This window comes from Neisseria gonorrhoeae (assembly GCF_013030075.1).
GTDB classification, from domain to species: domain Bacteria; phylum Pseudomonadota; class Gammaproteobacteria; order Burkholderiales; family Neisseriaceae; genus Neisseria; species Neisseria gonorrhoeae.
In genome coordinates, this window is sequence record NZ_AP023069.1 from 1,875,061 (window position 1) to 1,888,184 (window position 13,124).

Annotated in this window: 8 protein-coding genes and 1 pseudogene; 4 read left to right on the plus strand and 5 right to left on the minus strand. The window is 53.4% G+C overall.

What is annotated here, in order from left to right; translation table 11 throughout:
- Positions 1 to 24: 24 nt before the first annotated feature.
- Positions 25 to 1,473 carry a decarboxylating NADP(+)-dependent phosphogluconate dehydrogenase gene (gene gnd, locus HT085_RS09870; protein WP_003688061.1) on the minus strand — a complete coding sequence of 483 codons (1,449 nt, stop codon included), beginning with the start codon at positions 1,471 to 1,473 and terminating at the stop codon, positions 25 to 27.
- A 79-nt stretch (positions 1,474 to 1,552) separates the two neighbouring features.
- Positions 1,553 to 1,816 (minus strand): hypothetical protein, encoded by a 264-nt coding sequence (locus tag HT085_RS09875; RefSeq protein ID WP_017147189.1) that lies wholly within the window; start codon positions 1,814 to 1,816, stop codon positions 1,553 to 1,555.
- 842 nt (positions 1,817 to 2,658) lie between these two features.
- On the opposite strand from HT085_RS09875, the pseudogene pilC reads away from it, so the two are divergent.
- Positions 2,659 to 5,756 (plus strand): annotated as a pseudogene (gene pilC / locus HT085_RS09880) (PilC family type IV pilus tip adhesin).
- A 651-nt stretch (positions 5,757 to 6,407) separates the two neighbouring features.
- The gene (locus HT085_RS09885; RefSeq protein WP_003692093.1) at positions 6,408 to 6,692 is read left to right on the plus strand and encodes a GIY-YIG nuclease family protein; all 285 of its coding nucleotides are present in this window, start codon (positions 6,408 to 6,410) and stop codon (positions 6,690 to 6,692) included.
- Positions 6,693 to 7,171: 479 nt separating this feature from the next.
- On the opposite strand, the gene yccS is transcribed toward HT085_RS09885, so the two are convergent.
- The 3 genes from yccS to pilT all read right to left on the minus strand — a co-directional run bounded on the left by yccS (position 7,172) and on the right by pilT (position 11,872).
- Positions 7,172 to 9,322, minus strand: a complete 2,151-nt coding sequence (yccS, locus tag HT085_RS09890; RefSeq protein WP_003699137.1) for a YccS family putative transporter — start codon at positions 9,320 to 9,322, stop codon at positions 7,172 to 7,174.
- A 116-nt stretch (positions 9,323 to 9,438) separates the two neighbouring features.
- Entirely contained in the window at positions 9,439 to 10,665 is a 1,227-nt protein-coding gene (locus HT085_RS09895; RefSeq protein ID WP_003697786.1) for a PilT/PilU family type 4a pilus ATPase, read from the minus strand.
- A gap of 163 nt (positions 10,666 to 10,828) precedes the next feature.
- Complete coding sequence (gene pilT / locus HT085_RS09900) at positions 10,829 to 11,872, minus strand: type IV pilus twitching motility protein PilT (RefSeq protein ID WP_003690200.1); 1,044 nt, start codon at positions 11,870 to 11,872, stop codon at positions 10,829 to 10,831.
- A 119-nt stretch (positions 11,873 to 11,991) separates the two neighbouring features.
- Between pilT and HT085_RS09905 the strand changes: the two genes are divergently transcribed.
- Both HT085_RS09905 and HT085_RS09910 read left to right on the plus strand, forming a co-directional pair.
- Positions 11,992 to 12,678 (plus strand): YggS family pyridoxal phosphate-dependent enzyme, encoded by a 687-nt coding sequence (locus tag HT085_RS09905; protein ID WP_003690201.1) that lies wholly within the window; start codon positions 11,992 to 11,994, stop codon positions 12,676 to 12,678.
- Positions 12,678 to 13,085 (plus strand): hypothetical protein, encoded by a 408-nt coding sequence (locus HT085_RS09910; protein WP_003701818.1) that lies wholly within the window; start codon positions 12,678 to 12,680, stop codon positions 13,083 to 13,085. Before HT085_RS09905 ends, HT085_RS09910 begins: the two co-directional genes overlap by 1 nt.
- The last annotated feature ends 39 nt before the right edge of the window (positions 13,086 to 13,124 follow it).

Below are 13,124 nucleotides of genomic sequence, written 5' to 3' on the forward strand. Positions count from 1 at the left end.
TCGGACGGCATTTCGGCAACGGAATCAAATATCGTAGGTTGTCGAAGCGGTATCTCCGCCCTTGCCCGTCCAGTTGGTATGGAAAAATTCGCCGCGCGGTTTGTCGGTGCGCTCGTAAGTGTGCGCGCCGAAGTAGTCGCGCTGTGCCTGCAAGAGGTTGGCAGGCAGGCGTTCGGTCGTATAGCCGTCCAAGAACGTAATCGCCGAAGCCATGCAGGGCATAGGGATGCCGCATTCGACCGCCTTGGCAACCACCTTGCGCCATGCCGGCAGGCAGTTTTCCAAAATATTTTTGAAATACGGATCCGCACCCAAGAACACCAAATCGGGATTGGCCTCATACGCGTCGCGGATATTGCCCAAAAACGCGCTGCGGATGATGCAGCCTTCGCGCCACAGCAGCGCAGTGTTGCCGTAGTCCAAACCCCAGCCGTAACTTTCGCCCGCTTCGCGGATCAACATAAAGCCTTGTGCGTAGGAAATGATTTTGGAGGCAAGCAAAGCCTGTCTCAACGCCTCGACCCATTCTTGTTTGCCGCCTTCGACGGGCGTGGCGGTTCGGGCGAACAGCTTGCCGGTCTGCACGCGCTGTTCTTTGAACGACGAAACACAGCGGGCGAATACGGCTTCGGAAATCAGCGTCAGCGGAATGCCCAAATCCAAGGCATTGATGCCCGTCCATTTGCCCGTGCCTTTTTGCCCTGCCGTATCGAGGATTTTCTCGGCCAGCGGTTCGCCGCCTTCGTCCTTATAGCCCAAAATTGCCGCTGTGATTTCAATCAGATAAGAATCCAGCTCGGTTTTGTTCCACTCGGCAAACACGCGGTGCATTTCGTCGTAGGACAGCCCCAAACCGTCTTTCATAAACTGGTACGCTTCGCAAATCAGCTGCATATCGCCGTATTCGATGCCGTTGTGCACCATTTTGACAAAATGTCCCGCGCCATCCTTGCCGACCCAGTCGCAACACGGTTCGCCCTGCGGCGTTTTGGCGGCAATCGCCTGGAAAATCGGCTTGACCGCTTCCCAAGCGCGCTTATCCCCGCCCGGCATGATGGACGGCCCGCGCCGCGCGCCTTCTTCGCCGCCGGATACCCCCGCGCCGACAAACAAAATCCCTTTTCCGGCAAGGTAATGTGTCCGCCGTGTCGTGTCGGGGTAATTGGCGTTGCCGCCGTCGATAATGATGTCGCCTTCTTCCAACAGCGGAAGCAGTTGTTCGACAAAGTCGTCAACCACCGAACCTGCGCGAACCATCATCATGATTTTTCTCGGTTTTGCCAGCTTATCGACCAAGTCTTGCAGGGAATACGCGCCGATAATGCCCGTCTCTTTTGCCGCACCGTTTAAAAATTCGTCCACTTTACCGATTGTCCGGTTGTAGGCGACAACCTTAAATCCGCAATCGTTCATATTCAAAATCAGGTTTTGACCCATAACCGCCAAACCGATTACGCCAATATCGCCTTTCATTGCAGGAAGCTCCGTTATAGATTTAATTTATCGGCTGCAACTCTACCTGATTTACACTTGTTTAACAATCCTTAACTTTTTAATTTTTTGAAAAGATGCCTTTACGCTTTGCCGTGCCGTTTCCCTGAAGGGTTATAAATAAAATATAAGGTTTAAATAATAAAACGATGATTATATTGATATGGGGAATTTTCTGTGGGTAACTTTTTTTTATTTTTAAAATCATCTGAATTGCCGTTTTAAAAGGGTGTCGGTAAGGAGGATTCCCTTTTGTGCATACCTGTGGATTGTTTTTCGTGGGGAATAGGTTTTGTGGATAGTTTGCTTGTTGTGCGGACGACATCCCGCTTTTCTTTACCGAATGGCTGCCGGTGCCTTTGAGAACGGGAATGCTGTGGATATTTAAGCCGGAAATGTGTTTGGAACTTGTGGGGATGAAAAGGTGTCGGCGCGAATGTCTTTTTTTCTGCATATTGGCAGAGTGTGTATCCGAGTTTGTGCATAAGTGGTGGAGAAAATAAGATTTTTGAGTAAATCTTATGATATTTCAATAAGATGGCTTTTGGCTGGTTGTGTATAAGCATAGCGGATTAACGAAAATCAGGACAAGGCGGCGGGCCGCAGGCAGTACAAATGGTACGGAACCGATCCGCCCGGTGCTTGGGCGCCTTAGGGAACCGTTCCCTTTGAGCCGGGGCGGGGCAACCCGTACCGGTTTTTGTTAATCCGCTATAAAAGGCGGGCTATAGGGTAGGCTTCATCCCGCCAATCTCACTGAATCCGTCAATTTCCACAATTCAATTAAATACCGTCAAACCGATGCCGTCATTCCCGCGCAGGCGGGAATCTAGAACGTGGAACAACAGCAATATTCAAAGGTTAGCTGAAGCTTTAGAGATTCTGGATTCCCACTTTCGTGGGAATGACGGGATGTAGGTTCGCGGGAATGACGCGGTGCAGGTTTCTGTATGGATGGATTCGTCATTCCCGCGCAGGCGGGAATCCGGACCGGTCGGGCATCTGCGGCGGTTTGCTAAAAAACGCTTTACCGTGATAAGTGCGCAAAGTTAAAATGGGGAGGTAAGCTTTTCAATCAGCAATCCGGCGGGCGCGGAATCGGGCGGTTTACCGAACCCCGGCGTTCGCGGCGCGCCGTCCCGCGAAGGCAAACTTAAGGAATAAAATATGAATAAAACTTTAAAAAGGCGGGTTTTCCGCCATACCGCGCTTTATACCGCCATATTGATGTTTTCCCATACCGGCGGGGGGGGCAGGCGCAAGCCCGTGACTACGCTATTATCATGAACGGGCGAAACCAGCCCGAGGTAAAGTCGAATGTGCCATCTTCAATAAAGGACAAAGACAGGAAGCGGACATTTAGCCATACGAGCCAGACAAACTGGCGGGGCCAACAAAACAATTTTATCTCATTCGACAATAGCGATGAGCTTGTTTCTCAACAAAGCGGTACTGCCGTTTTTGGCACAGCCACCTACCTGCCGCCCTACGGCAAGGTTTCCGGTTTTGATACCGATAGGCTGAAAAAGCGCAACAATGCCGTTGATTGGATTCGTACCACCCGCATCGCGCTGGCAGGCTACAGCTACGAAGGTGTCGTATGCAGAAGCGGCACAGGCTGTCCCAAACTTGTCTATAAAACCCGATTTTCCTTCGATAATCCCGACTTGGTAAAAAATGCGGGCAAGCTGGATAGGTACACAGACCTAAGCCGCGAAAATTCGCCCATTTACAAATTGAAGGATTATCCATGGTTGGGCGTATCTTTCAATTTGAGCAGCGAGAATACCGTCAAAGATAGCAAATTATCCAACAAATTGATATCTTCTTTTAGTGAAAGCAATAATAATCAAACCATCGTCTCTACGACAGAAGATCACCCTATTTCCCTTGGCGGCTCGCAGCGCGAACATACCGCCGTGGCCTATTATCTGAACGCCAAACTGCACCTGCTGGATAAAAAAGGGATTGGAGATATCGCGCCAGGCAAAACAGTGCGGTTGGGTCTCTTGAAGCCGAGCATCGATGTGCGGAAAGGAAATACGGGGCTTAGCGGCATTCTATCTTTTAATGCTACGTGGGACATTAAAGATACCGGGCAGATTCCGGTCAAGCTCGGCCTGCCGGAAGTCAAAGCAGGCCGCTGCATCAACAAACCGAACCCCAATCCCAAATCAGCCCTTTCGCCGGCACTGACCGCCCCCGCGCTGTGGTTCGGCCCTGTGCAAAATGGCAAGGTGCAGATGTATTCCGCTTCGGTTTCCACCTACCCCGACAGTTCGAGCAGCAAAATTTTCCTGCAAAACCTTTCCCGCAATGATGACAAAAACAAACCGGGCCGCTATTCCCTCAAACCCTTGAGTGAGAATGAGATTAAAAGTAAAGAGCCGCGTTTCAACGGAAGGCAGACCGTCATCCGATTGGATAGCGGCGTACAGCTGATCAAACTGAATGGAAGCAAGGATGAGGTCGTCATTTTTGGAAACAACGGCAACAACGGCACTTTCGGCATTGTTAAGGAAGCGAACGTCAATCTTGAAGCCGACGAGTGGAAAAAAGTGCTGCTGCCTTGGACGGTTCGGGGTCCCGATAATGACAATAAATTTAAATTAATTAACCAAAAACCAGACAGATACAGCCAAAGATACCGCATCCGCGAAAACGGCAATCGCGATTTGGGCGACATCGTCAACAGCCCGATTGTCGCGGTCGGCGGGTATCTGGCAACTTCTGCCAACGACGGGATGGTGCATATCTTCAAAAAAACCGGCACGGATGAACGCAGCTACAATCTGAAGCTCAGCTACATCCCCGGTACGATGGAGCGTAAGGATATTGAAGGCAATGACTCCGACCTCGCCAAAGAGCTGCGCACCTTTGCCGAAAAAGGCTATGTGGGCGACCGCTACGGCGTGGACGGCGGCTTTGTCTTGCGTCAAGTTAACTTAAACGGACAAGACCGCGTGTTTATGTTCGGCGCAATGGGCCTTGGCGGCAGAGGCGCATACGCCTTGGATTTAAGCAAAATCAACGAAAAGTATCCAGCCGCCGCTCCCCTGTTTGATGTCAAAAATGGCGATAAAAACGGCAAAAACGGCAAAAATCGCGTGGAAGTGGAATTAGGCTACACCGTCGGTACGCCGCAAATCGGCAAAATCCGCAACGGCAAATACGCCGCCTTCCTCGCCTCCGGTTATGCGGCTAAACAAATTGCCAGCCAAGAAAATAAAACCGCGCTGTATGTGTATGATTTGAAAGACACCTTAGGTACGCCGATTGCAAAAATCGAAGTGAAGGGCGGCAAAGGCGGGCTTTCGTCCCCCACGCTGGTGGATAAAGATTTGGACGGCATTGTCGATATCGCCTATGCCGGCGACCGGGGCGGGAATATGTACCGCTTTGATTTGAGCAATTCCGATCCTAGTAAATGGTCTGTAAGCACTATTTTCGAAGGCGGGAAGCCGATTACCTCCGCGCCCGCCGTTTCCCGACTGGCAGACAAACGCGTCGTCATCTTCGGTACGGGCAGCGATTTGACCGAAGATGATGTACTCGATACGAAAGAACAATATATTTACGGTATCTTTGACGACGATAAGGCGGCGAATAATGTAAATGCAAGCCGCGGCGTTTTGGGGAGCGGGCTGCTCGAGCAACACCTTACTCAGGAAAATAAAACATTATTCCTGAACAAGAGATCCGACGGTTCGGGCAGCAAGGGCTGGGCGGTGAAATTGACAGGCGGACGGCGCGTTACCGTCAAACCGACCGTGGTATTGCGTACCGCCTTCGTAACCATCCGCAAATATAAAGACGACGGCTGCGGCGCGGAAACCGCCATTTTGGGCATCAATACCGCCGACGGCGGCGCATTGACTCCGAGAAGCGCGCGCCCGATTGTGCCGGAAGCCAATACGGCTGTCGCACAATATTCCGGCCATAAGAAAACCGCCGGCGGCAAGTCCGTCCCCATAGGCTGCATGTGGAAAAACAGCAAAACCGTCTGCCCGAACGGATATGTTTACGACAAGCCGGTTAATGTGCGTTATCTGGATGAAACGGAAACAGACGGATTTTCAACGACGGCGGACGGCGATGCGGGCGGCAGCGGTATAGACCCCGCCGGCAGGCGTCCCGGCAAAAACAACCGCTGCTTCTCCAAAAAAGGTGTGCGCACCCTGCTGATGAACGATTTGGACAGCTTGGATATTACCGGCCCGATGTGCGGTATCAAACGCTTAAGCTGGCGCGAAGTCTTCTTCTGACCCGCCTGCGCGGCCGGTTTTTCCGCAAATGCCGTCCGAAAGGTCTTCGGACGGCATTTTTTTGCGTTTTTCGGGAGGGGGCGGCAAATGAAACGCGTCATTCCCGCGCAGGCGGGAATCTAGACATTCAATACTAAGGCAATTTATCGGGAATGACTGAAACTCAAAAAACCGGATTCCCACTTTCGTGGGAATGACGGGATTAGAGTTTCAAAATTTATTCTAAATAGCTGAAACTCAACGCACCGGATTCCCGCCTGCGCGGGAATGACGAAGTGGAAGTTACCCGAAACTTAAAACAAGCGAAACCGAACGAACCGGATTCCCACTTTCGTGGGAATGACGGGATTTTAGGTTTCTGATTTTGGTTTTCTGTTTTTGTAGGAATGATGAAATTTTGAGTTTTAGGAATTTATCGGAAAAAACAGAAACCGCTCCGCCGTCATTCCCGCGCAGGCGGGAATCTAGAACGTGGGACAACAGCAATATTCAAAGGTTAGCTGAAGCTTTAGAGATTCTGGATTCCCGCTTTCGCGGGAATGACGAAGAGTTGCGGGAATGATGGAAAGCTATGGGGATAACGAAGGGTTAAAGTAATCACCGGATGGTGTTCGCGGGAATATAAATTTAAATAATTCAAAAGGGTATTATATGCAGCCTGCGGTTTATATTTTAGCAAGCCAACGTAATGGCACGTTATACATTGGCGTTACATCTGATTTGGTGCAACGTATTTACCAACATAGGGAGCATTTGATTGAAGGATTTACATCACGGTACAACGTTACTATGCCGGTTTGGTATGAACTGCATCCTACGATGGAGAGCGCAATTACTCGGGAAAAACAGTTGAAGAAATGGAACAGGGCTTGGAAGTTGCAACTGATTGAAGAAAATAATGTTTCTTGGCGGGATTTATGGTTTGATATTATTTAGCCCGTCATTCCCGCTCAGGCGGGAATCCGGCTTGTTCGGTTTCGGTTTTTTTTGAGGTTTCGGGCAACTTCTAAACCGTCATTCCCGCACAGGCGGGAATCTAGAACGTAAAATCTAAAGAAACCGTTTTACCCGATAAGTTTCTGTGCCGACAGACCTAGATTCCCACTTTCGTGGGAATGACGGGATTAGAGTTTCAAAATTTATTCTAAATAGCTGAAACTCAACGCACTGGATTCCCGCCTGCGCGGGAATGACGAAGTGGAAGTTACCCGAAACTTAAAACAAGCGAAACCGAGCGAACCGGATTCCCACTTTCGTGGGAATGACGGGATTTTAGGTTTCTGATTTTGGTTTTCTGTTTTTGAGGGAATGACGGTTCAGTTGCTACGCATTTACCCTGCGCAAAGCCTTATCCACTATCTTGCAACCTGCCTGACAATCCGCCCCCCCCCCCTTTACAAAATGCCGAAATTTTTTCAGGCTGCGTTTTGGGGCTGCCTGTGCGGAATTTGTCGGTAGGCGCGGTAGTAGGGTTCGAGTTGCCGGGCGATGAGTTGGAGCTGTTGGAGGAGGATGTGGCTTTGTGTTCCGCTGCTGCGGGTGCGGAGGGTGCCGAGTTCGCCGCGCAGTGTATCCAATGCCGTCTGAAAGTCGTCGGGTCCCATGTCGGGCAGGTGTTGGAAGATGTGGGCGGTGTGTTCGGCGGCAAGGTGGAACTGTGCGGTAAAGTCGGGGCTGCATTCTTCGTGCATTTCGCTGCGGTATGCGCCGAGGGCGGAGATGTAGCCGGTCAGGGCGTAGCCGGTTTTGAGCAGGGTAAAGCCGGGTTGCAGGCTGTCGGCGAATTTTGCGGGTTCGCTGCTCATGTCGGAAAGGGTGCTGCTGAGGGCGGCGGTGTGTTCGTGGGCGCGGCGGCGGGTGATGCGGTATTCTATGTCGTCGCCGGTTTCGCCGGTTTTGAGGCGTTCGGCAATTTTTTGGAGGTATGTGCCGCTGCCGCATACGGCAAGGGCGGCGGTGCGTTCGAGCGTGAGGTATTTCCAGTCTGGCCACAGGTAGCTGACCGCCGCCCAGGCAAGGGATGCGCCGATAATGGTGTCGATGATGCGCACGGGCATGGCGGCGTATACGTCCAAACCTGCGAGGGAGAGGCTGGTCAGTGCCTGAATGGTGATGAAGAAGGTGGAGAAACTGTATTTGTAGGTGCGGGTCATGAAGAACAGGGTGGTACCGGCGATGACAATCCAGAGTTTGGTTTCGACGGAGGGGGTGAAGTAGGGGACGAGCGAGCCGACGATTACGCCGAGTACGGTGCCGGCGATGCGTTGGTACACGCGGCTTTTGGTGGCGGTGTAGTTGGGTTGGCAGACGAAAAGGGCGGTCAGCAGTATCCAGTAGCCGAGGTTGAGGTTGAGGGCTTCGACGATGGTGCAGGCGGCGGCAACGACGAGGGACAGGCGGACGGCATGGCGGAATACGCCTGATTCGAGGTTCAGCTGCGGACGGATTGCCTGCCAGGTGTTTTTGAAGCTGCCGGTTTCGAGGGCGGCGATGCGGGTGTCGCCCATGCGGTCGTTTTCGGCGGGGGAGTCGCTGTGTCGGAGTTGGCGGAACTGCTGGTCGACGCTGCCGAGGTTGTCGAGAAGGCGGCTCAGGTGGCGGATGTCGGGACTGTCGTTGCCGTCTGAAAGGAGGCGCAGCGATTGGCGGCAGCCTTCGATGGCGCGTCCGAGGCGTTTGCTGTAAACGTAGTCTTTGCTTGCGCGCAGGGCTTGTGCGGTGTTGCGGCAGGCTTGTCCCTGCATTTCGAGCAGGCGGCGGATGCGGAAGATGATGTCGGTGTTTTTGAATTTTTCGGACATCTCTTGGTAGTCGACGTGGGCGGAGCTGATGCGTTCGTGGATGTCTTGGGCGGCGAAGTAGTAGCGCAGCATTTTGGCGGTGCGCGGGTGGCGGTGTTTGCCGCGCAAACGGTAAAACAGGGCGGAACGGCATTGGTTGAAGGCGGTGATGACGCCGGTGTTGCTCATGGCGAGGTCGATGTGGCGGTTGCCTATCCAGGCTGCCTCATCGGGGTCGAAGAAGTCGGCTTTGGCTTCGAGGTAGCCGCCGAGTGCTTCGTAGGCGTTGGCGACGCTTTCTTGGACGGGGCGGTGGGGCAGGATGATTTGGAACAGGATGATGGCGGTGCTGTACAGTACGGTGCCGCATAAAATCATGAAGGGGTTGGTCAGCCAGTAGGTTTCGGGGGTGTAGGTAAGCGTGGTGTAGGTGGCGACGGCGAGTGCGCCGAAGGCGAAGGTGCGGTATTTCAGCCCGACCGCGCCTAAAATGGTAAAGCCGAAGGTCATCAGGGTCATGGCGAGGATGAAGGGCAGCCCTGTGCCGAGGGTGCTTTGCGCCGTGAGCGAGGAGAGGGTAAACAGGGCGACGGTGGCGATGATGTTTTTCAGCCGTCCGGTCAGGCGGTTGTCCAAATCGACCAGGCCGCCGGCGATGATGCCGAGTACGAAGGGCATGGCGAGCTTGGGTTCGCCTAGCTGCCAGACGATGGAGGCGGCGGTAAAGACACTGGCGAAAACGGGAAGCGAGGTAATGAGCAGAGGCTTGAGGAGTGGGGTTTTCATGGTTTTACCGGTTTATTGTTATGAAGTGAATAAAGTGTGGCACATGAATGGGGCGGATAAAATCATGCCGTCTGAAAACGGGGATGCGGTTTTCAGACGGCATTGGGTTTTGCGGATCAGGAAATGAGGTTGAGACCGTTGACCCTGTCGTAAAGGAGTTCGGGCGTTTTGCCTTCTTTGTGCAGTTGGATGTGCAATCGCAGGTTGTTGGCGGAAACGGACTGGCGCAGGGCTTCTTCGTAACTGATGATGCCGTGACGGTACAGTTCGAAAAGGTTTTGGTCCATCGTCTGCATTCCGTCGGTTTTGGCGGTTTCCATGATTTTACTGATGTTCATCAGGTCGCCCTTCAGGATGAAGTCTTGGATGGCGGGCGTGTTGATGAGCAAGTCGACAACCGCCGTCCTGCCCGTTTTGTCTTTTTTGAGGGCGAGGCGTTGGCAGATGATGCCGGTCAGATTGAGGGCGATGTCAATCAGTATTTGGTTGTGCTGTTCTTTGGGGTAGAAGTTGAGTATGCGTTCGAGCGACTGCGGCGCGGTGTTGGCGTGGAGCGTAAAAATGCACAGGTGGCCGGTTTGGGCGAGCTGCATCGCGTATTCCATACTTTCCCTGCTGCGGACTTCGCCGATACAGACCACGTCTGGGGATTGGCGCATAGCGTTTTGTACCGCCGTCTGCCAGTTTATGGTGTCGACGCCGATTTCGCGCTGGGTAAAGATGCAGCGGCGCGGTTTGTAGATAAACTCAATCGGGTCTTCGATGGTAACGATATGGCCGGGCAGGGTTTTGTTGCGGTGTTCGAGCATAGTCGCCATCGTGGTGGATTTGCCCGAACCGGTAGGCCCGACGATAATCAGCAGCCCGCGCGGTGCGACGGCGAGGTCTTTGAGTTTTTCGGGCAAGCCCAATTCCCGCATTTGCGGGATGACGTGGTTGATGCGCCGCAAAACCAAACCTGCGCTGCCTTGGCTGTAGTAGGCGTTGGCGCGGTAGCGCGTGCCGCTGCGCGATTGGACGGAGTAGTTGATTTCGCCGTCGCGCCGGAATATTTCCGATTGTTCGGCGTTCATCGTCGATGCGGCGATGGCGGCGGTTTCCTCGCCCGTCAGAGCCTTTTGCGGCTGCGGGGTTAATGCGCTGTTGATTTTCAACGAGGGCGGGAATCCTTTGCTGATAAGGATGTCGGACGCGTTTTGTGCTTCTGCGGTTTCGCACAGGCGGTCGAGCAGCGGGTGGAAGTGTGCGCCGATTTCGGCCGGGGTTTCGGATCGGCTTTGTTTTTTTTGAGAATACACTTGAACCGTTTCGTCCAAGATGTCGTGCAGGTTATCGGTATTCATCGTTAGCTTCTTTTCGGTTTAAGCCTTGCAGTTTGCGGCGGCAGGTTTCAACAGGAAGGCGGACGCTTCCTGTTCGGAAGGGTATGCCGGGCGGGATGCCGCGTCCCGCCCGGCGTGTTTGCGCCTTGTTTTCCCGCCGGTATGGCCGGAAGGCGGTTGTGTGTCAGAAACTCATACTTTCGCTGTTTTGCGCGCGTCTGCGTGCGGCTTCCGGTGCGATCAGCCCTTGGCGCACCAGCGATTGCAGCGATTGGTCCATCGTCTGCATACCGCTCGCCTGCCCGGTTTGCAGGACGGAGTTAATCTGCGTGATTTTGTTTTCGCGGATGAGGTTGCGGACGGCGGGGTTGGCAATCAGGATTTCGTGCGAGGCGACACGGCCGTTGCCGTCGTGCGTTTTCAGCAGGTTTTGGGAGATGACGGCGGTCAGCGATTCGGACAGCATGGAACGCACCATTTCTTTCTCTCCGGCGGGGAATACGTCCACGATACGGTCGACGGTTTTTGCCGCGCCGGTCGTGTGCAGCGTGCCGAAAACCAAGTGTCCGGTTTCGGCGGCGGTCAGTGCCAAGCCGATGGTTTCGGGGTCGCGCATCTCTCCGACAAGGATAACGTCGGGGTCTTCGCGCAATGCGGAACTCAGCGCGTTGGCGAAGCTGAGGGTGTGCTGGTGCAGCTCGCGTTGGTTAATCAGGGATTTTTTGCTTTGGTGGACGAATTCGATCGGGTCTTCGATGGTCAGGATGTGTGCCGGCTGGGTTTCGTTGATGTAGTTGATCATCGCGGCAAGCGTGGTCGATTTGCCCGAACCGGTAGGGCCGGTAACCAATACCATGCCGCGCGGCGATTCTGCGATTTTTTGGAAAATGCTCGGGGCTTTCAATTCTTCCAGCGATAAGACGGTGCTGGGAATGGTGCGGAATACGGCGGCGGGGCCGCGGCCGGTGTTGAAGGCGTTGACGCGGAATCGGGCGACGTTGGGCAGTTCGAACGAGAAGTCGACTTCCAAGTTTTGCTGGTAGATTTTCCGCTGGTGGTCGTTCATCACCGAAGTTACCATATTGCCGACCTCTTCCGCGCTCATTTCGGGAAGGTTGATGCGCCGCATATCGCCGTGAACCCGAATCATAGGGGATATGCCCGAACTCAGGTGAAGGTCGGATGCTTTGTTTTTAGCGCCGAAGGCGAGTAAGTCGGTAATCTGCATAATGCGGCTCTGTTTAGTATAATGTTTCGATTGGTTGGAATGATTCTAACAACCTTGATTATACCGCCCTGACTGGAGGGGTTTCAACTGTTTAATCATTTTTAATTAGGGGATGATCTATGACGGTGTTGCAAGAACGTTATCGTGAGGTGTCCGACCGTATCGGAAAATTGGTTCTGCAGGCGGGCAGGGAGCCGCATTCCGTCAGCCTGATTGCCGTCAGCAAGACCTTCCCTTCAGACGGCATCCGCGAAGTTTACGCTGCCGGACAGCGTGATTTCGGCGAGAACTATATTCAGGAGTGGTACGGCAAAACGGAGGAATTGGCGGATTTGACCGACATCGTGTGGCACGTCATCGGAGATGTGCAGTCCAACAAAACCAAATTTGTCGCCGAACGCGCGCATTGGGTGCATACCGTATGCCGTCTGAAGACCGCCGTCCGGCTGAGCAGGCAGCGTCGCTCCTTAATGCCGCCCTTGCAGGTGTGTGTCGAGGTAAACATTGCGGGCGAGGCGGCAAAACACGGTGTCGCGCCCGAAGAAGCGGTCGCGCTTGCCGTGGAAGTGGCGAAGCTGCCCAACCTTGTCGTGCGCGGACTGATGTGCGTTGCCAAAGCCAACAGCAGTGAAACGGAGTTGAAAACTCAGTTTCAGACCATGCAAAAGCTGCTTGCCGACCTCAATGCGGCTGGCGTTAAGGCGGACGTGCTGTCTATGGGGATGTCGGACGATATGCCTGCCGCCATTGAGTGCGGTGCGACACACGTCCGTATCGGCAGCGCGATTTTCGGGAAAAGGGGCTGATGGAAATTCGGGTAATAAAATATACGGCAACGGCTGCGTTGTTTGCATTTATGGTTGCAGGCTGCCGGCTGGCGGGGTGGTATGAGTGTTCGTCCTTGTCCGGCTGGTGTAAGCCGAGAAAACCTGCCGCCATCGATTTTTGGGATATTGGCGGCGAGAGTCCGCTGTCTTTAGAGGACTACGAGATACCGCTTTCAGACGGCAATCGTTCCGTCAGGGCAAACGAATATGAATCCGCGCAAAAATCTTACTTTTATAGGAAAATAGGGAAGTTTGAAGCCTGCGGGTTGGATTGGCGTACGCGTGACGGCAAACCTTTGGTTGAGAGGTTCAAACAGGAAGGTTTCGACTGTTTGGAAAAGCAGGGGTTGCGGCGCAACGGCCTGTCCGAGCGCGTCCGATGGTAAAAAATTGGGAATGAATTTAGTAAGGTAATTTTGAATAGG

Bases quoted from the DNA above. Each gene is read 5' to 3' on its own strand.
- gnd (WP_003688061.1), bottom strand. From the start codon at position 1,473: ATGAAAGGCGATATTGGCGTAATCGGTTTGGCGGTTATGGGTCAAAAC.
- HT085_RS09875 (WP_017147189.1), bottom strand. From the start codon at position 1,816: ATGTCGTCCGCACAACAAGCAAACTATCCACAAAACCTATTCCCCACG.
- HT085_RS09885 (WP_003692093.1), top strand. From the start codon at position 6,408: ATGCAGCCTGCGGTTTATATTTTAGCAAGCCAACGTAATGGCACGTTA.
- yccS (WP_003699137.1), bottom strand. From the start codon at position 9,322: ATGAAAACCCCACTCCTCAAGCCTCTGCTCATTACCTCGCTTCCCGTT.
- HT085_RS09895 (WP_003697786.1), bottom strand. From the start codon at position 10,665: ATGAATACCGATAACCTGCACGACATCTTGGACGAAACGGTTCAAGTG.
- pilT (WP_003690200.1), bottom strand. From the start codon at position 11,872: ATGCAGATTACCGACTTACTCGCCTTCGGCGCTAAAAACAAAGCATCC.
- HT085_RS09905 (WP_003690201.1), top strand. From the start codon at position 11,992: ATGACGGTGTTGCAAGAACGTTATCGTGAGGTGTCCGACCGTATCGGA.
- HT085_RS09910 (WP_003701818.1), top strand. From the start codon at position 12,678: ATGGAAATTCGGGTAATAAAATATACGGCAACGGCTGCGTTGTTTGCA.